We start from the raw sequence: 23,614 nt of genomic DNA on the forward strand, positions 1-23,614 counted from the left end.
TGATCGCCGAAGGCTTGAGGAGCAGCCTTCGGCTTCGGGTCCTGCCTGCGATGTCAATCCTGCCGGGTCGCTCTCCGAAGCGCTCTCTCCCGGTCGCCCTGCCATGCCAGAAACTCGCGGAACAGAACTTCGCGTTCCTGTGCCGAGACGTTGATCCCCCGGTTGTTCATGAAGAACTCAAAGCTCTGGACCTGCGGGGAGGGATTGCGGGCAGCAACGGCACGATCCAGCCAATCCTGCGCCGGCTTGACGCGCTCCCAGCCGGGCACGTCGGCCGCGAGATTGACCTCCTTCCATTTCGGATGCCGTCCGGGCTGCAGGAACTCGTCGAACCGGGAAAAGAACGCGTCCACGAAACGCTTCACGCGGTTGTAGCGGTCGGAGTTCTCGGGCCAGTTGAACACCGCGAGCAAGCTGCCGACCGCCAGGGTCTCGACCGGCTTGGCCGTGTCGACAAGTTGGGGATAGTCGGAGTTTGCAAAGCGTGCCGGGAAGTAGCTCTCGGCAATCTCGCCCTCGAACGGAATCGGCAGAAGATGGAAGCGTCCGTCGGTCTGGAATTCCGCAATGGCGCGTACCGGCCGCCCGGCTACGTAGACGGCAGCCTGGATCTCGCCGGACTTGAGCTTCGCATAGGACGAGGCCTGATCGAAGGTCGTGACCTCGGGCTTGATGCCGAGCTTGTCGAAGATGAGGCGCGAGGTCAGGTTGGTGCCGCTGCCGGCCTTGTCGATGTTGACCTTCTGGCCGTCGAGCTGCCGGATGTCCGTGATCTGCCGGCTGGCGATGATATGGACCTCCTCGTTGTAGAGGCGGGTGATGAAACGCAGGCGGCGAACGGCGTTCTCCTGAAGCTTCTCTGCTTTGAGCTGCTCGCGGGCATCCATCTGCACGATGCCGATGTCGACGCCGCGCAGGAACATGATGTCACGAAGATTCTGCAGTGAGCCGCGGCCGATCATCGGCAGCACGCGCAGCTCCTCGCCATCGAGCACGTTGGCGAGGTCCGCCGCGATGCGAATGTAGGTGCCGTCCGCGCCGCCGGAGATCACCCCGAGCGTGCCAGAATTGGCGCGGGACGGGTTGAAGGCCGGCGAGGTCTGGGCTGACACGGCCACCATGCCGGATATGAGGAAGGCCGTCACAGCTGCCGCCCGGGCAAATGAATGACTGAAACGATGGCGTATGGAAGAGAAAAGCGAAACTCGACCCGACATTCTTGTCCTCCCCGGAGGTGCCTTGTGGCTGTTTGTCGATTCGATCGTTTCGTTTTCCAGGGCTTATGAATTGAATAAAAGTGAGACGATGAAAAAACAAAACGAAAGAACGGTCATCGTATGCTTGTGAAACCCATGGTCAATTGTGCTTTGCGTCCGGATTAGTACTCATGAAGAGATAGAGAATAATCAAAAAGAGATAGGTTTTATCTTTATATTCCTTGTGGGAGCTGAATTTCTTATCGTCCATTTCGGTTCATGAATGGGCCTTCGCGCCGGATCGGCTGCGGCATTAAGAAATTTATGAGCGCCCGGCGCCTCCTTTAACCGTCCGTTAACCATAAGCGGTCGAAATCATACGGCATTAAAGGAATCTGAACTCCCGTGACCATTGCCGTTCGAAATCGTCCGTCTCTTCGCTTCCGCGGCAGGTCCTTCATGGCCCTGGTCCTCGTGCCCGAAGTGCCGCTGAGGGACTGGCTCGAGGATCTCGATGCCGTTTCCGAGCGCTCCCCCGGATTTTTCACCGGGCGTCCCGTCATTGCCGACGTATCCTCCCTGAAGCCGTCGAAATCCGAGCTGAAGTTCCTGCTGGCGGCCTTCAAGATGCGCAACATCCGCGTCATCGGGCTGGAGGGCGCCGCGCCTGAAAATGTCGATGCCGACATGCCGCCGCAGATCAGCGGCGGAAAGCCCACGGGCGACATCGACGTGCCGGATGCGGCCAACGCGGCCATGGCCGCAGCGGGCTCGCCCTTCGGCGATGCGCCCGTGCCGGAGAAGTCGCTCCTCATCGAGGGCTCCGTGCGCTCGGGCCAGTCGATCCTGCACCCGGAAGGCGATGTGACGGTTCTGGGCTCCGTCGCCTCGGGCTCGGAGATCGTCGCAGGCGGTTCGATTCATGTCTACGGCTCCTTACGCGGCCGGGCCATTGCCGGATGCACGGGCAACGGCAAGGCCCGCATCTTCTGCCGCAAGTTCGAAGCCGAATTGATTGCAATCGATGGCCTCTACAAGACCGCTGACGATCTCGGGGGCAAGTTCTCCGGGCAGCCCGTGCAAGTGAACCTGGATGGCGATTCCATCATCCTGAAAACAATGGATTGAAAGAAAGAGAGACGACAATGGCCAAAGTCTTGGTCGTAACTTCAGGCAAGGGTGGCGTTGGCAAGACAACGTCTTCGGCGGCTCTGGGCGCGGCGCTGGCGCATGGCGGCGACAAGGTCGTGGTCATCGACTTCGACGTCGGCCTGCGCAATCTGGATCTCGTGATGGGAGCTGAGCGCCGCGTGGTGTTCGATCTCATCAACGTGGTGCAGGGCGATGCGAAGCTCAATCAGGCGCTCATCCGCGACAAGCGGCTTGAGAACCTGTCGCTGCTTCCCGCCTCGCAGACCCGCGACAAGGACGCGCTGACGGAAGAGGGCGTCGCTCGCGTTCTCGACGAGCTGCGCCAGAAATTCGACTGGATCATCTGCGACAGTCCGGCCGGCATCGAGCGCGGCGCCACGATGGCCATGCGCCATGCGGATGTGGCCGTGGTCGTGACCAACCCGGAAGTGTCTTCCGTGCGCGACTCGGACCGCATCATCGGCCTCCTCGATTCCAAGACGGAGCTGGCCGAGAAGGGTGGGCGCATCGAGAAGCACCTGCTGCTCACCCGCTACGACCCCGTTCGCGCCGAGCGCGGCGAGATGCTCAAAGTGGAAGACGTGCTGGAAATCCTCTCCATTCCGCTCATCGGCATCATCCCCGAGAGCGAGGAGGTTCTGCGGGCGTCGAACGTCGGCTCGCCGGTGACGCTCAACAATCCTGCCAGCGCGCCGGGCCGGGCCTATTTCGATGCCGCGCGCCGGCTCAAGGGCGAAACCGTCGAACTCACCATCCCGACCGACAAGAAGGGCCTGTTCGGCAAATTGTTCGGACGGAGGGCTGCATGAATCTCCTGAGCTTCTTCAACCGGCGCACCTCCGCGCCCGTGGCGCGGGAGCGCCTGCAGATCCTGCTGGCGCATGAGCGCGGCGTCGTCGGAGGCAAGCCCGATCTTGTCGCCCAGCTGCGGGAGGAGATCCTGGCCGTCGTCCGCCGCCACGTGATGGTGGATCAGGACAACGTTCAGGTGAAGATGAACCGCGATGCGGACATCTCGACGCTCGAGATCGAGATCGAGATCCCTGCTCCGGTCGCAGCGCGCGCCTGATATCATCATCCTGTCGAAGTGAGCGGCCCCGGTCATGCGGGGCCGCTTTTTTATGGCTGCGGCTTGCCCCAGACACCGATCTTGGCTTCACGGGCCTTGTCGGCTGCGGCCTTCAGCTCCGGCGTCGCATCGTTGGTCGGACGCCCGCCACCATTGAACAGCACGACCCGCGACAGATCCTGGTTGCCAACTTGGCACCGGTAGACATCGTTCGAGCCGGCCGGCTCGCAGGCCACCTCGCGGCCGTTGAGATAGCCGGTCAGGTCCTCCGGCTTGCCGCCGCCGGGTGCCCATTCGACGCCGAACAGACGCACCACCTCTCCCTTCAGCGACAGGGTGGCCGTATCGATTACGTCCGGCACGCCGCGAAGCGAGGCCGACGATGCCGTCGAGCCGGTGGTCGACGGCTCGGGATCCTGGAGAGGGCTCGCCGTTTCAGTGCTGGCCACAGCAGGCGTTGCCGCACTGGCCTGAGGAGCGGGTGCATTGTCGCCCTGAAACAGGAAGGCGCCGACGCCGAGAAGGGCGAGAACCGCAACGGCCCCGAGTGCAAGGCCTGGGCGCAGCCAGGAGCGCGTGTGCATCCCGCCAAAGACGGTCTGCTCATGCTCGGCTGCCAACGGGGCCGGTTGTTTTCCGGGTTCGGCTCGCGAGCCGGACTTTGGCGCAAGAGGATTCTTGAGGCTGCTTAACGTGTTGCGGGACCATTCGTGAATGCGCAGCTTCCCGGGTCGGGGATTCTGAAGGGGAGCGGGCTCTGCCGGTAATGAAGGAGCTTCGGCTTCGGGCTTCGGCGCGTCGCCCTGCAGTTTGAGCCAGTCCCGCTGCGGCTTCTCACGCTTTTCGGGACGTTGCTCCGTTTGAACACGGGCGGTCGCATCGGGCTGCGCCGATCTGAACAGCACCCCATACCTGCCCCGAAGCTCTTCCAGGAGATCCTGAAGGGTGAACTCCCTCTGCTGCCCGTCCTTTTCGATCACCCGAGGCTTGCCATCCTGATCGATGACGGTGAGTTTCAGTGCTCCATCCACCTCCGATGGGCGCAACGAGGATTCAATAATGAGTTCCAGCGCGCGGCGGGCGTCATCGGTCGGGCTGATGGTGTCGAGTTCTGCGCGAATCGCTTCGCGCATTCTCTCACGCATCTGGGTCCAGTTGCGGCGTGGATCTACGGAAGGATCATGGGTGGTGGTTTCGTCAATCATTCGAGGCACCCTCCAGGGCAAGATTTCGCTTGCGCTCCTGACCGAGCAGCGTGCTGTGCTCCGCCACGATAACGGGTCTGTCGCCGATGAAGTGGACAACGAGCTGCAGGGCGCCCGTGCCCTGTGAGGCCCGCCGACGCCTGGGGTGGGACGCCGTGAAATCGAACACCGCATGCACCGTGCAGATCTCGCCTGCCGGATTGCACACCGTGCCGACCCCATCCTCGCGCGGACGATAGTCCCGCGCCGGCCAGCGCCGCACGAAACGGCGCTTTTCATCGAACAGCCGCTTCATCGTCACCTCGCGCCCGTGAAAGAGCACGCGCGGCGCATAGAAGGCGGCTGTCGATTCGAGAGCAGAATCATTTGGGGCCGACCATGATGTGAGGTAGTCGACGGCGAATCGTTTGGCCGTGGCGGCCCGGGCCTCCCGCTTCTCGCCTGCGGGATCCTGCCTGGGCTGAGCGGTCGTCGCAGGCGGCGGGGTGGCAGGTGAAGGAGCGGACGGAACCGCCTCAGGCTGCTGCGCCTGGCGGGTCGCCGGCACATCCGGACGGACGATGGGGGTCTGCGGTTGAGCCGCTTGCGTCGGCGGTGTCGCAGGCGCTGGCGAAGCCGCCTGCGGCGAGGCCGCGGGAGGAGCCGGTCTGACGGGTTCGGGCGCCGGAGGCTGGGGCGCTGGGGACGGCGCCGTTGCACCCCCCGCCGGAGGGTCGACCCAGGGGCGTCCTGTCTGCGCCGCTGCCATGGGACCCACAGCCATCAGCAGGGTCAGGAGAGCGGATTTCGTTACGAGCGGCCAGCCGATCTTCATGCGTTTCCAAAGGCCTCTTCTCGAGAAAAGGTAACGGGGGAAAAGCGGGTGAAAGGCGTCCGGGTTCCATGAAAATCCTGGCCGGAAGCTCCGGCCAGGATGGATCGCAATAATTCGGTGATGAAATGAATTCGGTTAAAAAGCGTTGGTCAGAGCTGGGCCAGGGTGACGGAACCCACGCCCGAGATCCCAAGCGCCTGCGCGGAGGCTTTCGAGAGGTCGATGACACGGCCATGGGCGTAAGGGCCGCGATCGTTGATGCGCACCACCACCGACTTGCCGGTCTTCTTGTTCACCACCTTCACCTTTGTGCCGAAGGGCAGGGTGCGGTGGGCGGCGGTCATGTCGTTGGTGTTGAAGGTTTCGCCACTCGCGGTCTTGCGTCCCTGAAAGCCCGGTCCATACCAGGAGGCGGGCCCGCTCTGGATGACCTTGTCGGAGGCGTTGGCGGGTTCGGCCCGTGCGACAGGAGCAGAGATAAAAGTCGTTCCGGCGATGAACAAGCTTGCGAGTGTGAGCGTTACCTTGCGTTGATCCACGATGCATTCCCTTGTTTGTTGTGTAGGGTGTGCAAAATGAAGGCTAATGGGGCAACAATAAGACGTTCTACATGATAGAACATCGATTGTTGTAGCCTCAGTCAGTGCAGGCAGGCCGATTATCGTTTAGAATTATATTATAACAGTTTGTAGATATAGCCTATAAAATCTGCTTAATCCTAAGAGATCATAGCAATTACTGACGTGCTAAGAATCCGCGGCGTTCGGTTTGACGTGGCTGGATGGAAGAGTTGTCAGCCACAGGGCAAGAGCCAGAGCCGCCACGAGCAGAGCGGTAACGAGGCCGGCAACTCCGGGCCATGCCGCACAGGCCCAGAACACGCCGCCCAGGGTGCCAATAGTGCTGGATCCGAGATAATAGCAGAACAGGTAGAGCGCCGAAGCCTGTGCCTTCGCGCTCACGGCCCGGCTGCCGACCCAGCTGCTGGCAACGGAATGGCCGCCGAAGAACCCGAACGTCACGGTGACGATCCCCGCAATAATCAGAAGAAGATGATCAAAGAGGGTCAGCGCTACGCCTGCCAGCATGATGACGATCATGACCCAGAGCACCCGCTTGCGTCCGAGTCGGTCGGCCAAGCCTCCGATCCAGGCCGAACTCCAGGTACCGATGAGGTAGGCTGCAAAAACGGCCCCAATGGCGCTCTGGCTCAGAGAGTAGGGTGGTTCGGTCAGGCGGTAGCCGAGATAGTTGTAGAGCGTCACGAAGCCGCCCATGAGCAGGAACGCCTCGGCGAACAGCGCACGCAGCCCCGGATCCCGCAGGTGCTCGCCCATGGAGCGCAGCAGCTCCACTGGACGAGCCCGTCGCGGTTGGAAATGGGCCGAGGCCGGCAGGCTTCGCCATGCGGCGAAAGCTGACGCCAGACCTATGCAGCCGATGAGCCCGATGGCGAGACGCCAGGAGCCCAGATCCGTCAGCACGCCACTGATGATCCGCCCGGACATGCCGCCTACAGCATTGCCGCCGATAAAGAGTCCCATGGCGAGGCCGATGGATTTCGGATCGACCTCCTCGCTGACATAGGCCATGGCGACGGCCGGCAACCCGCTCAAGGTGATCCCGATCAGAATACGGGCGGTGAGCAGGCTGATCCAGTTGGGCGCCAGGGCGGACAGGATGGTCAGGAGGGCCGAGAGCAGGAGCGAGGCCACCATGATGGGCTTGCGGCCTATGACCTCCGACAGGGACCCGGCCACCAGCATGGCCACGGCGAGAAAGCCCGTGGAGAGCGAGAGGGACAGGCTGCTTACGGCAGCGCTTACGTGGAACTCCCGCGAGAATTCCGGCAGCAGGGGCTGAACGCAGTAGAGGATGGCGAAAGTCGAAAAGCCGGCGGCAAACAGCGCCAGGTTCAGGCGGCGAAAGGCCGGTGTTCCGCTCATCAGGCGGCTCGGTTTCTCCGGCGAATGATCCGTCATCTGGTCTTCCCGCGCCTGCCAGGCTGGCCAGGCATAAGAGCCCTGAACTTCCGTTATTTCATGCTCATGGCGCAAGTGTAGGTGCGTTTCTCACGTCAACCATTCGCTCAAAGCATGTGATATGTGCCGAGTTTGCACTTCTCTGCCGGCGAGAACAGTATTGTATGAGGGGGCAATACCCTCCAGACTTGAGACCCTCAGGCTCGTCGCGGCCCCCGCGCGAGCCTCATTTTTTGAGCGCGTCATGACCTCCTCTCCCGCCGCTCGGGCGAGCGCTCCTCCCCTGGAGCCCTCGAACCCGCCGGCTTCCTCGCCGCTGCGGGGCGTGCTGTTCCTGATCGCCTCCACCATCGTGTTCTCCGTGGCAGACGTGATTACCAAGCAGCTCGCCTCCACCCTGCCGCCGCCAGAGGTGGCGTGGATGCGGTATGCGACCTTTGCGATGGTTATCCTCCCTGTCGCGCTCCTCAAGGGAGGGCCTGCGCTCCTGCGGTCCAGGCGTCCGAAGCTACAGGTGCTCAGGGGGCTCGGCATGGTGGGCTCCTCGCTCCTGTTCATCGAGAGCCTGCCCTACCTACCGGTGGCCGACGCAACCGCCATCTTCTTCGTCTCACCCATCCTGATCATGGCCCTGTCGGTTCTCTTCCTCGGCGAGACGGTGGGCTGGCGACGCTGGAGCGCAGCGGTAGTCGGATTTATCGGGGTCATGATCGTCGTTCGGCCCGGAACGGGAGCGTTCCAGTTCGCCGCGCTCCTGCCGATGATTGCTGCTTCAAGCTGGGCCGTGGGTGCCGTCGTGACCCGAAAGATCGTCGGCGACCATGCGTTCACGACACTGGCCTATTCCGCTCTCGTCGGCACCCTCGTGCTGAGCGCACTGATGCCGTTCAACTGGGTCACGCCGGATACGACGGAGATCGGCCTGGGCTTAAGCATGGGCGTGCTGTTCGCCATCGGACACTGGTTCATCGTGCTTGCCTACCGGCATGGCAATGCATCGATGATCGCGCCGTTCTCCTATGTCCAGCTCATCTGGGCCGGCAGCCTCGGCTATCTGGTGTTCGGGTCGGTTCCCGATGCCTGGACGATCACCGGTGCTGGGATCATCGCGCTCAGCGGCCTCTACACGGCCTATCGTGAGCGCGTGCGGGCCATGGAGAAGAAGTTTTCGGCCTGAAAGGTCGGGCGCTGCGTCAAGCCCTCGAGTGGACGACGCGAAGGCGCGGGCGCGCCGTCCGGCTGAGGAAGTTGACCTCGATGAAATCCGCGTCCTCGGAGCCTTCGACGAGCCGGTAACCGAACTGCTCCACCAGCGCACGCACTTGTCCTAAGTTGTCGCGCGAGATCTTGCGGGTGAATTCGGTCAGATCCTGGCTCATCAGCGCCGCCACGATGCCGATCTCGACACCCTGGTCGAAATCGGCGCTGCGCGCCGGAAAGCGAAGCCGCATACCCTCAGCGAGATGGATGTGGTGCATGGGATCCTGGTCAGTTCACGTCCTGTCGGGCGGTGTTTATCGGGCCAAAAATCCTACCGGTTGCTTAAAACAAGCCGGATGGCTCCGGGGAGCTTGAGGCGTGGTTAATCCTTCGTGCAGATCCTCGGCATGGATCCCGAAGCTGAGCTTTGCATTAATCCCGTACAATCCTCCCCCTGCGGCATGAGCAGGTGCGGCAGGACGCGAGGCAATGCAATGAGGCGCAGCATGAAGCAGCTTTTGGTGGGAATGGCATTCGCCACAGGCTTGGTGGGGCCGGCGGCTCTGGCGGCGGACGCGACGACGGTTGTCGGCGTGCAGTCGAGTCGGGTTCAGATGACGCGCCCCATCGCGAGGCTTGCGGACCAAGGGCTCGGCTATTCGGTGCTGCATGACGTGCCGGGCGTTCCGCAACAGGCCTACCGCGTGCATGTCACCTGCGCCATCGATGAGAGCTTCATGCAGACCTATTGCCCGACGCAGGTCTATGTCTCCGCCTGCCCCCGGGCCCGTATTACCTGTGCGGGTGGAACGCAGGAGGTTCGAGCGCTGCGCCTGAAATACTGAACGGCCTCGAGGTTTGCCGCGCGGGCTGCTGTGGACTAGAACGCTCTCGTTCACCGACAGGCCAACAGTTTGCACACCACAACACGAAGCGGCGTCTATGGCACGCCACCGGCCGAACTGGCCGAAGCACCGGACAGCGCTACCCAGTTCTCGCCCCTGATCCCTGGTTCGGAAAAGCTCGAGGATCAGCCCGAAGGCACCTTGAACGACATGCTCGTTCTGGCGCCGCCCGGCACCGTGGAGCGGCGCTACACCACCGCGCTGGCGCTGCGGGCGCTCGCCCCTGGCGGTGCCTTGACGATCCTGGCTCCCAAGGACAAGGGCGGCTCGCGGATCGCCAAGGAACTCATGGCATTTGGGTGCGCAGTCTCGGAGACCTCCCGGCGGCACCACCGCATCTGCATCTGTGAACGGCCCTCGCGGCTGACCGGCATCGACGAGGCACTGAATGACGGCGGGCCGCGCCTGGACGAGGCGTTGGGCCTGTGGACCTGGCCCGGCGTGTTCAGCTGGAACCGCCTCGACCCCGGCAGCGTGCTGCTGGAGCAGAACCTGCCCGCGTTCAGCGGCCGGGGTGCGGATTTCGGCTGCGGCATCGGCGTTCTCGCCCGCACGATCCTGGCCTCTCCGAAGGTCGAACATCTGGCAATGCTCGACATCGACCGACGCGCCGTCGAGATGACGGCGCGCAACATCACCGATTCGCGCGCCGAGATGCGCTGGGCCGATGTCCGGAACGGTGCCGGTCTCACAGGGCTCAACTTCGTGGTCATGAACCCGCCGTTCCACGATGGCGGCGCCGAGGACCAGAGCTTGGGACAAAGCTTCATCCGCCGGGCAACGGAGGCCCTGCGGCCCGGCGGCGTGCTCTGGCTCGTCGCCAACCGGCATCTGCCCTATGAGGGGGTTCTGAAGCCTCTCTTCCGGCGCGTGACCCTGAAGGCGGAGGCCGGAGGCTATAAGATCTACGAGGCCATGAAATGAGCAAGGCACCGACCCTGCGCCTCGACCGGCTCCTGGCCAATCTCGGCTATGGCTCCCGTCGTGAGGTGCAGCAGCTCGTCTGGGCCGGACTTGTGACCCTGGACGGGGAGGTGATCGAGGATTCGGATCAGCGTATAGCCGTGACCCGCGATCTTTCGGAACGGATGCGGGTCCAGGGCAAGCCCCTTGATCCGCCGCCGGGCCTCATCCTGATGCTGCACAAGCCGTTGGGGGTTACCTGCTCGCACAAGGAGGCGGGACCGCTGGTCTATAGCCTGCTGCCCGACCGCTGGCGCCGGCGGGATCCGGCCCTCTCGACCGTGGGGCGTCTCGACAAGGAGACGTCGGGGCTTCTGCTGATGACCGACGACGGCAATCTCCTGCACCGCATCATCTCGCCCCGCGCGAATATCTCCAAACGCTACCACGTGACCCTCGACCGGCCGCTGAGGGGGGACGAGGCTGAGATTTTCGCGGCCGGAACCCTGATGCTGGAAGGCGAGGATAAGCCGCTCCTGCCAGCGCAGCTGGAAGTGCTCTCCCCGACCAGCGCCCATGTCACAATCACGGAAGGGCGCTACCATCAGGTCCGGCGCATGTTCGCCGCCGTGGGCAACCATGTCACGGTCCTGCACCGAAACCGGATCGGATCTCTGGACCTGCCGGAGGATCTAGAGCCAGGACAGTTCCGGCTGCTCGGCGGGACTGACCTCGCGCTAATCCTTCCGCCGACCGGATCCTCGTCGGGCCAAGCCTCGTGAGCGGAGAGGTTGCCCTCAAGCCCGTAATCGGGTAGGGAAAGTGAAGGCCCACCGCCTCAAGCACCCGTAGCTCAGCTGGATAGAGCGTTGCCCTCCGAAGGCAAAGGTCACACGTTCGAATCGTGTCGGGTGCGCCACTTCTCAGCTCCTGCAGAGCAAGAGGTCAGGCGCGAGAGGTCTACTTCCCAAGACGGCGAAGAGCCTACTGACCAATGAAGGCGGATGCCAGGATCGTTGTGGCGTAGGCTGAGATGACGAAGAATGGGCCGAGCACGGAAGCCGACACAAGCAGGACAAGCGAGTTCTTGAGGATACGCATCGTGAGGCTCCTTCACCTTGGAGCCTCGACCTTAAGAGCGATAGGGTTAACTACAGGCTAACCTTGGCAGACAAATTGATGGTCAGGAAAGGACCCTCGCATGTGCCGGAAGATTGGCTCCACGCGAGGGTCTGATTACGATCAATCGCAGCGGCGAACCCGCCGCGTTACAGAGCCGCCCCAGCGATCCTCTTCCACGATCGTGACATTCCGGCATCTCTCTTCATAAGCACCGTAGCGACGCTCATTGCGTCGAGCGTCGCGCCGTCCCTGCTCATACGCACGCTCGGCGTCCCGACGCTCACGCCAGCGCTCGCGCCGCTCGCGTTCCTCCTGCTGAGGATCGCGAACGCCGATCTGAGGGCGACCATCGGGGCCAATGCCGAACTGAATGGTCGGCTGAGCGATCGAAGGCGTGCCGACGAAGAGACCAGAACCAAGGGTGGCAACAACCAGAAGAGCAAATTTTCTCATGGGTTCAATTCCTTAGATAATCGCGACGTAACGTCCGATGACTAAGGCGGTTCCAACCCATGGCCGCATCGCGGCACCTTGCCTCACACGCTTAGGGGAGTTCAGATTATGCTCCTGAATGATGGGCTGCCAACGAGATCGCAGATTCTCAGGGAAAGAAATTTCAAATTCGAACCATGCCTAACGTGGCAACTCCTCCAACGACTCAGGCTTTGATGCGCTCACGGAACTGGCGCTGAGTCGGTAAGTCAGAGGACTTCGATCGTGTTCCTACGCCGGACGTCTGGCCTGCACGGGCCTGTTGCTCCCTGGCAGTGAAACAATCCTGCCCCGTGATCGAGCGGTACGGCTTGCCTAAGGGATCGATCGTGATCTGACGGCCGGAGATAGGATCGAAAATCGTCATCAAAGCCTGCTCTCGTCGAGGCGCAAGGATCTCGCAGCCTGCATGAGACAAACGATCCAACCTAGGATCCGTTCGGATGACGCATCCTGCAGTGTGCGCTCCGGCACTAGGATAAGCTCCGGGCCTCAGCGGTATTGCGAAGGGTTACGTCGCGCGATGATCCAGACCGCGTGGACGATGCCGGGAATGTAGCCCAGGATCGTCAGCAGGATGTTGAGCCAGAACTGACCGCCCAGGCCCACGGTGAAGAACACGCCGACGGGTGGCAGAAGAATGGCGAGGATGATGCGAAGCAGGTTTCCCATGGGCTCAGGTCTTGGTGAGATCATGAGTGGAACGGGATCGCGCCTCTCCTGTTCCACCTAACGTCATGCAATCGTGACGCCGCCATCCACCACCACGGTCTGTCCTGTCATGAAGCTCGATGCCGATGAGGCCAGGAAGGCGGCCACAGGGCCGATCTCGTCGGGCGTGCCGATCCGGCGCAGAGGCGTCTGGCTGTTGCGCTGCTCCAGGGCCTGCGGGTCTTCCCACAATGCGCGGGCGAAATCTGTTTTCACCAAGCCCGGCGCGATGCAGTTGATGCGCACGTTCTGCGGGCCCCATTCCACCGCGAGATTGCGGGCAAGGGCAAAGTCCGCCGCCTTCGAGATGCCGTAGCCGCCGATCACGCCCGTACCGCGCAATCCCGCAATCGACGAGACGATCACGACAGCGCCGCCGCCCCGCTCGGCCATCTCCGGCATGACGAGATTGCAGAGCCAGAGATTGCTCTTCACGTTGGCGCCCATGATCTTGTCGAAGGCCTCGTCGGTGAGGCTGCTCATGGGACCGTAGACCGGATTGACGGCAGCGTTGCAGACCAGGATGTCGACCTGCCCGAGGCGCTCCCGTGTATTGGTAACGAGCGCTTCGACTTCAGGTTTACGCGAAATGTTGCAGGGAACGGCGATGGCCTCGCCGCCCTTCTCTCGAATGCCCTCGACCACCGGCTCGCAGGCCTCGATCTTGCGGCTCGACACCACCACCTTCGCGCCGAGCGATGCCATGGTTTCCGCAATGGAGCGACCGATGCCGCGGCTTGAGCCAGTGACGATGGCCACCTTTCCGGACAAGTCGAAGGGATTGGTCATGCGGCAGGTCCTGCATTGTGCGGCCGGTCGGCCGGCTTGTACTTCGCGAGCTCGATCTTGGCGACAGTCTCGCGATGCACCTCGTCAGGGCCATCCGCGAGTCTCAGCACGCGGGCACGGGCATAGGCGTAAGCCAAGTGGAAGTCCTGACTGACGCCACCGCCCCCGCAGACTTGAATCGCGCGATCCACCACCTTCTGCGCCACGTTCGGCGCCACCACCTTGATCATGGCGATCTCGGCACGGGCTGCCTTGTTGCCGACTTCGTCCATCATGCGCGCGGCCTGGAGAGTCAGCAGGCGCGCCTGATCGATCTCCATGCGCGACTCGGCGATCCAGTGACGCGTCACACCATGATCGGCTACCTGTCTGCCGAAGGTGCTGCGCGACAGGGCCCGCTTGCACATCGTCTCCAGCGCGCGCTCGGCCAAGCCGATGGAGCGCATGCAATGGTGGATGCGGCCAGGCCCGAGCCTGCCTTGAGCGATCTCGAAGCCGCGCCCTTCGCCGAGCAGGATGTTGGAGGCGGGCACGCGCACGTTCTCGAACAGAACTTCCGCATGGCCGTGCGGCGCGTCGTCGTAGCCGAAGACGGTGAGCGGACGGACCACCGTCACGCCGGGCGTATCCAGCGGCACCAGGATCATCGATTGCTGCTGGTGCTTGGGCGCATCCGGGTTCGTCTTGCCCATGACGATGGCGATCTTGCAGCGCGGATCCATGGCGCCGGAGGTCCACCACTTGCGCCCGTTGATCACGTATTCATCGCCTTCGCGGCGGATCTCGGTGCGGATGTTGGTGGCGTCCGACGAGGCCACCTCCGGCTCGGTCATGGCAAAGCATGAGCGGATCTCGCCCTCCATCAGGGGCTTGAGCCAGCGCTCCTTATGCTCCTCCGTGCCGTAGAGAATGAGGGTCTCCATGTTGCCCGTGTCGGGCGCCGAGCAGTTGAACGGCTCGGCTCCTATCGGCGAGCGCCCCATGATCTCGCACACCATGGCGTATTCGAGATTCGACAGGGAATCCGGATAGTGGCGCTTGGGGAGAAACAGGTTCCACAACCCTTGAGTCTTGGCGCGCTCTTTCAGATCCTCCATGACCGGCACCACGCCCCAGCGGTTGGGCATGGCGTTGAGCTGCTGCTCGAAGATCTCTTCCGCCGGATAGACATGAGCTTCCATGAATTCCGTGACGCGGTGGCGCAAGTCTTCGGCCCGCGGGCTTATGGGAAACAGCATCGACGCCTCCTCAGGCTGCGATCAGGCCGCCGGGTTCGGCAAGCTTGGAGAGATGATGATCGGCATCGCCGAACAGGGTGTCGAGCATCGTCACGCGCTTGAAGAGATGGCCGACCTTGTATTCCATGGTCATGCCGACGCCGCCATGCAGCTGGACCGCCTGCTGCCCGACGAAGCGGCCGGAGCGGCCGATCTGCACTTTCGCGGCCGAGATCGCCTTGCGGCGCTCTTCCGCATTCTGCTCCTGCGCCATCATGGCGGCAAACATCGCCATGCTGCGTCCCTGTTCGAGGGCGATGAACATCTCGGAGGAGCGGTGCTGCAGCACCTGGAACGACCCGATGGTGGTGTTGAACTGCTTCCGGGTCTTCAGGTAGTCGACCGTGAGTTTGAGCATCTCGTCCATGGCCCCGATGGCCTCGGCGGCAAGCGCCGCGATGGCGATGTCGGTCACCTTTTCCACGACGGGCAGAGCGCTTTCCGGATTGCCGATGACGTTTTCCGCATCGACGCGCACCGATTCCAGAATCACCTCGGCGGCGCGCTGCCCGTCCTGCGTGGGATAGCCCCGGCGAGAGAGGCCAGGTGCATTCGCATCGACGAGGAAGAGGCCGATGCCCTCGCGGTCGCGGCGGGAGCCTGCAACGCGCGCGGTCACCAGGATCTTGTCGGCGCTGTCGCCGTGCAGCACGACGCTCTTCTGCCCGTTGAGGATGAAGCTGCCGCCGTCGCGCTGCGCTGTCGTTCCGACATCGAAAAGGTCGTAGCGCGACTGCCGCTCCGTGTGGGCAAAGGCGAGGCGCAGATCGCCTGCAGCAACTTGAGGCAGGTAAGCCGCCTTCTGCTCCTCGCTGCCGCCATGCTGCAGCAGGCCTCCGCCGAGAATGACGGTAGGGAGATAAGGCTCGAGCGCCAGAGAGCGTCCGAAGGCCTCCATGATCGCCATGGTTTCCACGGGCCCACCGCCGAAGCCGCCATGGGCTTCGTCGAAGGGGAGGGCGAGAAGGCCGAGCTCGGCATAGGCGCTCCACAGCGCCCGGCTCCAGCCTTCGGGCTCCTTGGCATAAAGCTGGCGGTTCTCGAAATCGTAGCGGTCCGCCATCAGGCGATCGACGCTGTCCTTCAGCAGGCGCTGTTCTTCGCTGAGATCAAAGTCCATGTCGTGTCTCCTTGTCATTCCCGGCCGGAGCGCAGCGGAGGGGAAGAGAATCCATCAATGTCGAACGTGCGGGTGGATCCCCTTCCCGGTCCTCTCGGACCGCCGGGGATGACATTCCTTGTCAGAACCCCAGGATCGCCTTGGCGATGATGTTCTTCTGGATTTCGTTCGAGCCGCCATAGATCGAGATCTTGCGCCAGTTGAAATAGGTCGGCGCGGCAGCGCTCGCCCAGTCCGGTCCGTCGAGGGGCTCGTTGCGGCCCTCCTCCTCCGGGTGGTAGGGCATGGCGAAGGGGCCGACGACCTCCATCAGGAGCTCGGTGGTGGCCTGCTGAATCTCCGAGCCCTTGATCTTGAGGATCGAGGACGCCGGATCGGGCTTGCCCTTCTCGCGTCGGCTCTCGGCCGCCACCACGCGCAGCTGCGTCATCTCGAGCGCCTTCAGCTCCACCTCCACGGCGGCGAGCTTCTCGCGGAAGCGGGGGACATCGATCAGCGGCACGTCACCGATTCGCTCCAGGCTCGCGAGTTCGCGCACGCGCTTCAGGCGTGCCTTCGAGATCCCGATGCGGGCGATGCCGACGCGCTCGTTGCCGAGCAGGAACTTGGCGTAGTCCCAGCCCTTGTTCTCCTGGCCGACGAGATTTTCGACCGGCACGCGCACATCGTCGAAGAACACTTCGTTGACCTCGTGCCCGCCGTCGATGGTCTGGATCGGCCGGACGGTGATTCCCGGCGTCTTCATGTCGATGAGAAGGAACGAGATGCCCTCCTGCTTCTTCACGGCAGAATCCGTGCGCGCCAGGCAGAAGATCCAATCCGCATGCTGGGCGAGCGTGGTCCAGGTCTTCTGGCCGTTGACGATGTAGTGGTCGCCGTCGCGCTTGGCCGTGGTCTTGAGCGACGCGAGGTCGGAGCCGGCGCCCGGCTCGGAGAAGCCCTGGCACCACCAATCGTCGAGATTGGCGATGCGGGGCAGGAAGCGGCGCTTCTGGTCCTCGTTGCCGAAGGTGTAGATCACCGGGCCGACCATGCTGACGCCGAAGGCCAGCGGCTCGGGAGCTGGCGCCTGCTGCAGCTCGTCACGGAAGATGTATTGCTTCACCGGGCTCCAGCCGGTGCCGCCCCATTCCACGGGCCAATGCGGCACGGCCCAGCCCTTGGCATTGAGGATGCGGCTCCAGGTGACGAGGTCGTCCTTGCTCGGATGATGACCTTGAATCATCTTGCGGCGGATCGAGTCGGGCAGGGCGGTGCGGAAGAACTCGCGAACCTCGTCGCGGAAGGCGAGCTCCTCATCGGTGAAGCGCAGATCCATGGGCGATATCCTCTAGACCGAAAAACCAAGGGAACGGGGGCGGAGGGTCATGACGTGGCGTTCTCCGCCTTGCGTCGCTCGGTGTCGCGCAGCTCGATCTTCGACAATTTGCCGACGGAGGTGCGCGGAAGCGCGTCGCGGATTTCGAGAGCGGCCGGCATCTCGTGCTTGCCGATCTTGTCGGCCAGGAACGCCTGCAGCTCTTCCAGGGTGAAGCCGGGAGCGCCGTTCCTCAACTTGACGAACACCTTGGCGGCCTCGCCCCGATAGGTGTCCGGAATGCCGATCACGAGAGCCTCCTCCACCTGCGGGTGCTCGTAGACCGCCTGCTCGATCATCTGCGGGTAGACGTTGAAGCCGCCGGAAATGATCATGTCCTTGCGACGGTCGACGATGAAGAAGTAGCCGTCCTCGTCCATGTACCCGATGTCGCCGGTGAGAAAGCCGTCCGGGGTGAAGGCCTCGGCCGTCTCTTTCGGCTTGTTCCAGTAGCCGCGGCAGACGTTGAGACCCCGGACGCGTAGCTCGCCGGTCTCGCGCACCCCGAGCACTTGGCGGGGATCGTCGAGGGACACGATGTCGAGTTCGACGCCCGGCATGGGGATGCCGATGGAGCCCGGCTTCGGCGGTCCTTTCAGCGGCAGGTTCGTGCCGGCAGGAGACGTTTCCGTCATGCCCCAGCCGCCGAGGAGACGCTGCCCCGTAAGACGATGGAAGCGCTCCCCGACCTCGACCGGCAGGGGCGCTCCTCCGGAGCTGAGATGGATCACTGAGGAGAAGTCGCGGTTCTCGAGACCCGGATAGTTCGCCAGCGCAATCCACATGGTGGGAACACCCGGAAAGGCTGTGGCGCGCTTCACTTCGATGTCGCGCAATGTGGTCTCGGGATCGAAGCGCAGGCGCAGCAGGATCTCGTTGCCGTTCCGGATCTGGCGCAGCAGGATCGTAGTCAGCGCGTAGATGTGGAACAGCGGCAGGGCGCAGATCACCTTCTGCTCCCTGGGGCGCGTGTTCAGCTGCGGGCCGAACCACGCTTCGTACATGGCGACCGCCGCCGTCAGGTTGCCATGGGTGAGGATGGCGCCCTTCGGAGTGCCGGTGGTACCACCCGTGTATTGCAGCAGCGCGATGTCGCCCGGCGCGATGGCGGGCCATTGCGCGGGCAAGGCAGCATCGCGCGTGAAGGCCTCGAAGGTGATGATGTCGGGCCGCTCGGGAATCGGCATGACGGGCGCCGGGCATGGACCCCAGACGGCATCTTCCCCGATGATCAGCCGATCCACGTGCCCGGCATCCAGGAGCTTGAGCGCCATGGACAGCATGCTGGCGAGATTGGTCGTCACGAGAATGCGCGCGCCGCTGTCGTGCAGCTTGTGCGCCAGTTCCCGTTCGGCATCGAGCGGGCTCAGATGAGCGAGACGGATCCCGGCCTTCGCGGCGCCGAAGAAGGCATAAGGATGATAAGGCGTGTTCGGCAGGTAGAGCGCGACCGCTTCCGGGGCATCGGCGGGCGAGCGGAGAAGGGCGGCGGCGAATGCATCGGCCTGACGGCCGATCTCGGTGTAGCTGATGTGCCTGTCCCGGTATTCGATGGCAGGCTTGTCGCCATAGGCCGCCACCGCGTCGTCAAGGAGCTTGGGCAGCGTCGACGGCACGATGGGAGCATCCCACCGAACGCCGGGGGGATAGGAGGGCTCCCAGGGAAAGGCCGTCCGGCTCATGATGCGTCCGTCCCATTCATGGTGACGACGATCTTGCCAAGAGCCTTGCGCCCACTCAAGGCTGCGATGGCCTCGCCCGCACGATCCAAGGGCACGCGCTCCGAGATAACTGGTTTGATTTTCCCGCCTGCGTAGAGATCGAGAAGCTCCCGGAGATTGGCTGCATTGGCTTTCGGGTCGCGCTTGGCGAAGGCGCCCCAGAACACGCCGACGATCTGGCAGGATTTCAGGAGCGGCAGGTTGAGAGGAAGCTTCGGGATCCCGGCCGGAAATCCGACCACGAGAAAGCGTCCCTCCCAGGCAATAGCGCGCAAGGCCGCTTCCGAGTAATCGCCGCCCACGGGGTCATAGATCACGTCGGCACCGTTTGGGCCGCAGGCTGCCTTGAACTGCTCGGCCAAAGACTTGATGCCATCCCGGTCGAAGGGACCGGGCGCATACACGATGCTCTCATCGGCGCCATGCCGTTTCGCAAGCGCCGCCTTCTCGTCCGAAGAGGCGGCGGCGATGACCTTCGCGCCCATCGCCTTGCCGAGTTCCACGGCTGCGAGCCCGACGCCTCCGGCTGCGCCCAGAACCAGCAGGGTCTCGCCTGCCTTCAACTGAGCCCGGTCCTTGAGAGCGTGATAGGAGGTGCCATAGGTCATGACGAAGGCGGCGGCCTCGTCAAAGGGCATGGCGTCCGGCATCGGAATGCAGCGGTCGGCCGAAAGGGCGAGCTTCTCGGCCATGCCGCCCCAGCCGCAGGAGCCGATCACCCGGTCGCCGGCTTTCAGGAAGGACACGCCTTCGCCAACCGCTTCGACAATGCCGGAGACCTCGCTGCCCGGCGCGAAGGGGCGCTCGGGCTTGAACTGGTAGCGGTCCTCGATGATCAGCGCGTCGGGATAGTTCACCCCGCAGGCCCTGACGGCCAGCAGGACTTCGCCCGGCTTCGGACTGGGCTCGGCCACGGTTTCCAGCACGAGCGTCTCGGGTCCGCCCGGCTGTTTGCTGAGTAGGGCCAGCATCCTTCGCTTCCTCCCCAGAAAGCGTGCACTATGTGTTGGAGGTAGGGTATCCCGGCCGTTTCCAGATGCAAGCCGATTTTTCGAAAAACTCTGGCGGCGTGAATTTTCCTCATATTTTCAAATGGATTTGGGGTAGACAAAAACATACCGCTTTTGTCATTAATAGCACCAACAAGGTCAGGAGCGCTCGACGCCGCCGGCGTCGGGTCGCTTGGAATGAAGGGGCTGCAACCGCCCCAGCGATCCAGGGAGGATCCCAAGATGCGTGAAGCTGTCATCGTTTCCACGGCCCGCACCCCCATCGGAAAAGCTTATCGCGGCGCCTTCAACGACACCCAGGCCCAGGCTCTCGGCGGCCATGCCATCGCCGAGGCCGTGAAGCGCGCCGGGATCGATCCGGGCGAGATCGGCGATGTCGTCATGGGCGCAGCCATGCAGCAGGGCTCGACCGGGTCGAACATCGCCCGTCAGGCCGCTCTCCGCGCGGGGCTGCCGACGACCATTGCCGGCATGAGCATGGACCGGCAATGTGCCTCGGGCCTCATGGCCATTGCAACGGCGGCGAAGGAGATCGTCGTCGACGGGATCGACATTGCGGTGGGCGGCGGCCTCGAATCGATCTCCCTTGTCCAGAACGAGCATGCGAATCGCTACCGCGCCAAGGATCCCGCGCTCGTGGAGACGGTTCCGGCGCTTTACATGACCATGCTCGAGACGGCCGAGACTGTGGCCGACCGCTATGGAATCTCCCGCGAGGCGCAGGACGAATACGCCCTGCAGTCGCAGCAGCGCACCGCGCAGGCCCAGGCCGAGGGGCGCTTCGCGGCCGAGATCGTGCCCATGACGACCCGCATGGTCGTGGTCGACAAGGCGAGCGGCGCCACCTCCCAGCGGGAGATCACGCTCGCGCAGGACGAGGGCAACCGCCCGCAGACGCGGCTCGAGGACCTGCAGGCGCTGAACCCCGTCTTCAAGGATGGGTTGCGCGTGAAGGAAGGCCGCTTCATCACGGCCGGCAACGCATCGCAACTGTCGGACGGCGCCTCGGCGTCTGTTCTGATGGAAGCGGGGGAGGCCGAGCGCCGCGGGCTGCAGCCGCTCGGCGCCTATCGTGGCATGGCGGTGGCCGGGTGCGATCCGGACGAGATGGGCATCGGGCCGGTCTTCGCTGTGCCGAAGCTGCTCAAGCAGCATGGGCTGACGGTGGACGACATCGACATCTGGGAGCTCAATGAAGCCTTCGCCTGCCAGGTGCTCTATTGCCGCGACCGACTAGGCATTCCCAACGAGAAGCTCAACGTAAGCGGCGGCGCCATCTCCATCGGCCACCCCTATGGCATGTCAGGCGCGCGCATGACCGGGCATATCCTCATCGAGGGCAAGCGTCGCGGCGCGAAATACGGCGTCGTCACCATGTGTGTCGGTGGCGGCATGGGTGCTGCCGGTCTTTTCGAAATCTATTAAGCATCAACGTCGAACGAATCGCGATCTGGGGAGGAAAGCAGCATGGACACCGCCGCCGAGACCACGTCCGCAACCCGCATCAATCCCGTCGTCGAGCTGAGACGCGACGGCGAGATCGCGGTGCTCGCCATCAACTCGCCTCCCGTGAACGCGCTCTCCGCGCAGGTGCGCGAAGGCATCGTGGAGGGCATCAGGGCAGCGGGAGCCGATTCGGCAGTCAAAGCCGTGGTGCTGCATTGCGAAGGCCGCACCTTCTTCGCCGGTGCCGATATCAGCGAATTCGGCAAGCTACCGAAGCACCCGATGCTGCCCGAGGTCGTGGACTTCATCGAGGCTTCGGCGAAGCCGGTGGTCGCCGCTCTACACGGGACGGCGCTCGGCGGAGGTCTGGAGACGGCGCTCGCCTGCCATTACCGTGTGGCCGTGCCCTCGGCGAAATGCGGCTTTCCGGAAGTGAAGCTCGGATTGCTGCCGGGCGCCGGCGGCACGCAGCGCCTGCCGCGTCTCGTGGGGCCGGAGCGGGCCATGGAGATGGTCACCTCAGGCAGCCCGATCTCGGCAAAGGCCGCGAAGGAGATGGGCATCGTCGATGAACTCGTCGACGAGAAGGATCTTCTGGCCAGCGCCATCGCGTTTGCGCGCAAGGTGGTTGCGGAGAACCGTCCCTTGAAGAAGGTGCGCGACCTCGACGACAAGATCGCGGCAACGCGCGGCAAGCCGGAGATTTTTGAAGGATTCCGCAAGGCGAATGCCCGCAAGTTCCGCGGGTTCCAGGCGCCGGAATACAACATCCGCTGCATCGAGGCCGCCGTGAACCTGCCCTTCGACGAGGGCATCAAACTGGAGCGCCAGCTGTTCCAGGAGCTCGTGAGCGGCGAGCAATCGGCCGCCCAGCGCCACGTGTTCTTCGCCGAGCGCCAGGTCTGGAAGATTCCGGATATTTCCGACGACACGCCGACCCTGCCGGTGAAGAAGGTCGGCATCATCGGCGCCGGCACCATGGGCGGCGGCATCTCGATGAACTTCGCCAATGCGGGGCTGCCCGTCACCATCGTCGAGGCGAAGCCCGAGGCGTTGGAGCGCGGCCTCGGCGTCATCCGCCGCAACTACGAGAGCACGGCCAAGAAGGGCCGCATGAGCATGGAGGACGTGGAGCGCCGCATGGGGCTCCTCACCGGCAGCCTCAACATGCAGGATCTGGCCGATTGCGACCTCATCATCGAGGCCGTGTTCGAGAACATGGCGATCAAGAAGGAGATCTTCACCAAGCTCGATGCCATCGCCAAGCCCGGTGCGATTCTCGCCAGCAACACGTCCTATCTCAACGTGAACGAGATCGCCGCGATGACGAAGCGGCCGGAGCATGTGCTGGGCATGCACTTCTTCTCGCCGGCCAACATCATGCGGCTGCTCGAGGTCGTGCGCGGCGAGAAGACCGACAAGCGGGTGATCGCCACCGCCATGCAGCTCGGCCGCCAGATCGGCAAGATCGCCGTACTGGTGGGCGTCTGCCATGGCTTTGTCGGCAATCGCATGCTCGAGCCGCGCCAGCGCGAGGCTAACCGCCTGATTCTCGAAGGCGCAATGCCGTGGGATGTGGACCGCGTGCTCTATGAGTTCGGCTTCCCCATGGGCCCCTTCGCCATGGCTGATCTCGCCGGCCTCGACATCGGCTGGTCGCGCGAAACCTCTAAAGGCGAGACCGTGCGTGAGATCCTCTGCGAGCAGGACCGCCGCGGCCAGAAGACGGGCGCGGGCTTCTACGATTACGACGAGAACCGCAATGCCAAGCCATCCGAGCTCGTGGAGCAGATCATCCTCGATCTCTCGGCGAAGAATGGCATCACGCGCCGGAAAATTTCCGATCAGGAGATCCTGGAGCGCTGCGTCTATACGATGATCAACGAGGGCGCGAAGATCCTGGAAGAGGGCATCGCCATCCGCTCCTCCGACATCGATATCGTGTGGATCAACGGCTATGGCTGGCCGGTTTATCGCGGTGGTCCGATGTTCTATGGCGAGCAGGTGGGGTTGGGCAAAGTGTTCGACCGACTGCGCGCCTACGAGGCACAGTATGGAGCAAACTTTAAACCTGCAGCACTGCTCGAGCGCCTCGTCGCCGAAGGTAAGGGCTTTCGCGATCTCTGATCAGGAATTGCGCCTG

The 23,614-nt window shown here is 63.5% G+C and carries 24 protein-coding genes and 1 tRNA gene; 10 read left to right on the forward strand and 15 right to left on the reverse strand.

What is annotated here, in order from left to right:
* Window positions 1–53: 53 nt before the first annotated feature.
* On the reverse strand, window positions 54–1,145 hold the full coding sequence (locus VB618_RS07460) for a TAXI family TRAP transporter solute-binding subunit (protein WP_329795961.1): 1,092 nt from the start codon (window positions 1,143–1,145) through the stop codon (window positions 54–56).
* 510 nt (window positions 1,146–1,655) lie between these two features.
* Between VB618_RS07460 and minC the strand changes: the two genes are divergently transcribed.
* The 3 genes from minC to minE are packed head-to-tail and all read left to right on the forward strand — an operon-like array spanning window position 1,656 to window position 3,417.
* A complete protein-coding gene (gene minC, locus VB618_RS07465) occupies window positions 1,656–2,324 on the forward strand; it encodes a septum site-determining protein MinC (protein ID WP_329795962.1) in 669 nt (222 codons plus the stop codon).
* A 17-nt stretch (window positions 2,325–2,341) separates the two neighbouring features.
* Entirely contained in the window at window positions 2,342–3,157 is an 816-nt protein-coding gene (gene minD, locus VB618_RS07470; protein WP_329795963.1) for a septum site-determining protein MinD, read from the forward strand.
* Complete coding sequence (minE, locus tag VB618_RS07475) at window positions 3,154–3,417, forward strand: cell division topological specificity factor MinE (protein WP_329795964.1); 264 nt, start codon at window positions 3,154–3,156, stop codon at window positions 3,415–3,417. Before minD ends, minE begins: the two co-directional genes overlap by 4 nt.
* A 50-nt stretch (window positions 3,418–3,467) precedes the next feature.
* Here minE and VB618_RS07480 read toward each other — a convergent pair whose 3' ends face one another.
* The 4 genes from VB618_RS07480 to VB618_RS07495 form a co-directional block, all read right to left on the reverse strand.
* Window positions 3,468–4,622 (reverse strand): thermonuclease family protein, encoded by a 1,155-nt coding sequence (locus VB618_RS07480; RefSeq protein WP_329795965.1) that lies wholly within the window; start codon window positions 4,620–4,622, stop codon window positions 3,468–3,470.
* Window positions 4,615–5,436, reverse strand: a complete 822-nt coding sequence (locus tag VB618_RS07485) for a hypothetical protein (RefSeq protein WP_329795966.1) — start codon at window positions 5,434–5,436, stop codon at window positions 4,615–4,617. The genes VB618_RS07480 and VB618_RS07485 overlap by 8 nt, the downstream gene beginning before the upstream one ends.
* Before the next feature lie 149 nt (window positions 5,437–5,585).
* Complete coding sequence (locus VB618_RS07490) at window positions 5,586–5,915, reverse strand: septal ring lytic transglycosylase RlpA family protein (RefSeq protein WP_329796159.1); 330 nt, start codon at window positions 5,913–5,915, stop codon at window positions 5,586–5,588.
* A gap of 267 nt (window positions 5,916–6,182) precedes the next feature.
* Window positions 6,183–7,418, reverse strand: a complete 1,236-nt coding sequence (locus VB618_RS07495; RefSeq protein WP_329795967.1) for an MFS transporter — start codon at window positions 7,416–7,418, stop codon at window positions 6,183–6,185.
* 244 nt (window positions 7,419–7,662) lie between these two features.
* Between VB618_RS07495 and VB618_RS07500 the strand changes: the two genes are divergently transcribed.
* Window positions 7,663–8,595, forward strand: coding sequence for a DMT family transporter (locus VB618_RS07500; RefSeq protein ID WP_329795968.1), 933 nt, complete (start codon window positions 7,663–7,665; stop codon window positions 8,593–8,595).
* 16 nt (window positions 8,596–8,611) lie between these two features.
* Here the strand turns inward: VB618_RS07500 and VB618_RS07505 are convergent, their stop codons facing one another.
* The gene (locus VB618_RS07505) at window positions 8,612–8,896 is read right to left on the reverse strand and encodes a hypothetical protein (protein ID WP_329795969.1); all 285 of its coding nucleotides are present in this window, start codon (window positions 8,894–8,896) and stop codon (window positions 8,612–8,614) included.
* A gap of 228 nt (window positions 8,897–9,124) precedes the next feature.
* Between VB618_RS07505 and VB618_RS07510 the strand changes: the two genes are divergently transcribed.
* The 4 genes from VB618_RS07510 (at window position 9,125) to VB618_RS07525 (ending at window position 11,345) form a co-directional block, all read left to right on the forward strand.
* Window positions 9,125–9,463, forward strand: a complete 339-nt coding sequence (locus VB618_RS07510; RefSeq protein WP_329795970.1) for a hypothetical protein — start codon at window positions 9,125–9,127, stop codon at window positions 9,461–9,463.
* Window positions 9,464–9,532: 69 nt separating this feature from the next.
* A complete protein-coding gene (locus VB618_RS07515; protein WP_329795971.1) occupies window positions 9,533–10,447 on the forward strand; it encodes a class I SAM-dependent methyltransferase in 915 nt (304 codons plus the stop codon).
* Entirely contained in the window at window positions 10,444–11,208 is a 765-nt protein-coding gene (locus VB618_RS07520) for a pseudouridine synthase (RefSeq protein WP_329795972.1), read from the forward strand. The genes VB618_RS07515 and VB618_RS07520 overlap by 4 nt, the downstream gene beginning before the upstream one ends.
* A 60-nt stretch (window positions 11,209–11,268) precedes the next feature.
* Window positions 11,269–11,345, forward strand: a tRNA-Arg gene (locus VB618_RS07525).
* A 323-nt stretch (window positions 11,346–11,668) separates the two neighbouring features.
* Here the strand turns inward: VB618_RS07525 and VB618_RS07530 are convergent.
* From VB618_RS07530 to VB618_RS07570, 9 genes are all read right to left on the reverse strand, one after another.
* A complete protein-coding gene (locus VB618_RS07530; protein ID WP_329795973.1) occupies window positions 11,669–12,001 on the reverse strand; it encodes a hypothetical protein in 333 nt (110 codons plus the stop codon).
* Between the two features lie 205 nt (window positions 12,002–12,206).
* Window positions 12,207–12,407, reverse strand: coding sequence for a hypothetical protein (locus VB618_RS07535; RefSeq protein WP_329795974.1), 201 nt, complete (start codon window positions 12,405–12,407; stop codon window positions 12,207–12,209).
* A gap of 125 nt (window positions 12,408–12,532) precedes the next feature.
* Window positions 12,533–12,712 (reverse strand): YqaE/Pmp3 family membrane protein, encoded by a 180-nt coding sequence (locus VB618_RS07540; protein WP_329795975.1) that lies wholly within the window; start codon window positions 12,710–12,712, stop codon window positions 12,533–12,535.
* Window positions 12,713–12,775: 63 nt separating this feature from the next.
* Window positions 12,776–13,540 (reverse strand): SDR family NAD(P)-dependent oxidoreductase, encoded by a 765-nt coding sequence (locus tag VB618_RS07545; RefSeq protein WP_329795976.1) that lies wholly within the window; start codon window positions 13,538–13,540, stop codon window positions 12,776–12,778.
* On the reverse strand, window positions 13,537–14,778 hold the full coding sequence (locus tag VB618_RS07550; protein ID WP_329795977.1) for an acyl-CoA dehydrogenase family protein: 1,242 nt from the start codon (window positions 14,776–14,778) through the stop codon (window positions 13,537–13,539). Before VB618_RS07550 ends, VB618_RS07545 begins: the two co-directional genes overlap by 4 nt.
* A 10-nt stretch (window positions 14,779–14,788) precedes the next feature.
* Window positions 14,789–15,937, reverse strand: a complete 1,149-nt coding sequence (locus VB618_RS07555; protein WP_329795978.1) for an acyl-CoA dehydrogenase family protein — start codon at window positions 15,935–15,937, stop codon at window positions 14,789–14,791.
* 121 nt (window positions 15,938–16,058) lie between these two features.
* Window positions 16,059–17,255 (reverse strand): pimeloyl-CoA dehydrogenase large subunit, encoded by a 1,197-nt coding sequence (pimC, locus tag VB618_RS07560; RefSeq protein ID WP_329795979.1) that lies wholly within the window; start codon window positions 17,253–17,255, stop codon window positions 16,059–16,061.
* A gap of 47 nt (window positions 17,256–17,302) precedes the next feature.
* Window positions 17,303–18,976, reverse strand: coding sequence for a dicarboxylate--CoA ligase PimA (pimA, locus tag VB618_RS07565; protein ID WP_329795980.1), 1,674 nt, complete (start codon window positions 18,974–18,976; stop codon window positions 17,303–17,305).
* A complete protein-coding gene (locus tag VB618_RS07570) occupies window positions 18,973–19,986 on the reverse strand; it encodes an NADPH:quinone oxidoreductase family protein (protein WP_329795981.1) in 1,014 nt (337 codons plus the stop codon). Before VB618_RS07570 ends, pimA begins: the two co-directional genes overlap by 4 nt.
* 261 nt (window positions 19,987–20,247) lie before the next feature.
* Here VB618_RS07570 and VB618_RS07575 point away from each other — a divergent pair, with 261 nt between their 5' ends.
* Both VB618_RS07575 and VB618_RS07580 read left to right on the forward strand, forming a co-directional pair.
* Window positions 20,248–21,450 carry an acetyl-CoA C-acyltransferase gene (locus tag VB618_RS07575; protein WP_329795982.1) on the forward strand — a complete coding sequence of 401 codons (1,203 nt, stop codon included), beginning with the start codon at window positions 20,248–20,250 and terminating at the stop codon, window positions 21,448–21,450.
* Window positions 21,451–21,528: 78 nt separating this feature from the next.
* Window positions 21,529–23,598 carry a 3-hydroxyacyl-CoA dehydrogenase NAD-binding domain-containing protein gene (locus VB618_RS07580; RefSeq protein WP_329796160.1) on the forward strand — a complete coding sequence of 690 codons (2,070 nt, stop codon included), beginning with the start codon at window positions 21,529–21,531 and terminating at the stop codon, window positions 23,596–23,598.
* Window positions 23,599–23,614 lie beyond the last annotated feature (16 nt).

Source organism: Microvirga sp. CF3062, assembly GCF_036314045.1.
Classification (GTDB): Bacteria; Pseudomonadota; Alphaproteobacteria; order Rhizobiales; family Beijerinckiaceae; genus Microvirga.

Bases quoted from the DNA above. Each gene is read 5' to 3' on its own strand.
- minC (WP_329795962.1), top strand. From the start codon at position 1,656: ATGGCCCTGGTCCTCGTGCCCGAAGTGCCGCTGAGGGACTGGCTCGAG.
- minD (WP_329795963.1), top strand. From the start codon at position 2,342: ATGGCCAAAGTCTTGGTCGTAACTTCAGGCAAGGGTGGCGTTGGCAAG.
- minE (WP_329795964.1), top strand. From the start codon at position 3,154: ATGAATCTCCTGAGCTTCTTCAACCGGCGCACCTCCGCGCCCGTGGCG.
- VB618_RS07480 (WP_329795965.1), bottom strand. From the start codon at position 4,622: ATGATTGACGAAACCACCACCCATGATCCTTCCGTAGATCCACGCCGC.
- VB618_RS07485 (WP_329795966.1), bottom strand. From the start codon at position 5,436: ATGAAGATCGGCTGGCCGCTCGTAACGAAATCCGCTCTCCTGACCCTG.
- VB618_RS07495 (WP_329795967.1), bottom strand. From the start codon at position 7,418: ATGACGGATCATTCGCCGGAGAAACCGAGCCGCCTGATGAGCGGAACA.
- VB618_RS07500 (WP_329795968.1), top strand. From the start codon at position 7,663: ATGACCTCCTCTCCCGCCGCTCGGGCGAGCGCTCCTCCCCTGGAGCCC.
- VB618_RS07505 (WP_329795969.1), bottom strand. From the start codon at position 8,896: ATGCACCACATCCATCTCGCTGAGGGTATGCGGCTTCGCTTTCCGGCG.
- VB618_RS07510 (WP_329795970.1), top strand. From the start codon at position 9,125: ATGAAGCAGCTTTTGGTGGGAATGGCATTCGCCACAGGCTTGGTGGGG.
- VB618_RS07520 (WP_329795972.1), top strand. From the start codon at position 10,444: ATGAGCAAGGCACCGACCCTGCGCCTCGACCGGCTCCTGGCCAATCTC.
- VB618_RS07530 (WP_329795973.1), bottom strand. From the start codon at position 12,001: ATGAGAAAATTTGCTCTTCTGGTTGTTGCCACCCTTGGTTCTGGTCTC.
- VB618_RS07535 (WP_329795974.1), bottom strand. From the start codon at position 12,407: ATGACGATTTTCGATCCTATCTCCGGCCGTCAGATCACGATCGATCCC.
- VB618_RS07540 (WP_329795975.1), bottom strand. From the start codon at position 12,712: ATGGGAAACCTGCTTCGCATCATCCTCGCCATTCTTCTGCCACCCGTC.
- VB618_RS07545 (WP_329795976.1), bottom strand. From the start codon at position 13,540: ATGACCAATCCCTTCGACTTGTCCGGAAAGGTGGCCATCGTCACTGGC.
- VB618_RS07550 (WP_329795977.1), bottom strand. From the start codon at position 14,778: ATGCTGTTTCCCATAAGCCCGCGGGCCGAAGACTTGCGCCACCGCGTC.
- VB618_RS07555 (WP_329795978.1), bottom strand. From the start codon at position 15,937: ATGGACTTTGATCTCAGCGAAGAACAGCGCCTGCTGAAGGACAGCGTC.
- pimC (WP_329795979.1), bottom strand. From the start codon at position 17,255: ATGGATCTGCGCTTCACCGATGAGGAGCTCGCCTTCCGCGACGAGGTT.
- pimA (WP_329795980.1), bottom strand. From the start codon at position 18,976: ATGAGCCGGACGGCCTTTCCCTGGGAGCCCTCCTATCCCCCCGGCGTT.
- VB618_RS07570 (WP_329795981.1), bottom strand. From the start codon at position 19,986: ATGCTGGCCCTACTCAGCAAACAGCCGGGCGGACCCGAGACGCTCGTG.
- VB618_RS07575 (WP_329795982.1), top strand. From the start codon at position 20,248: ATGCGTGAAGCTGTCATCGTTTCCACGGCCCGCACCCCCATCGGAAAA.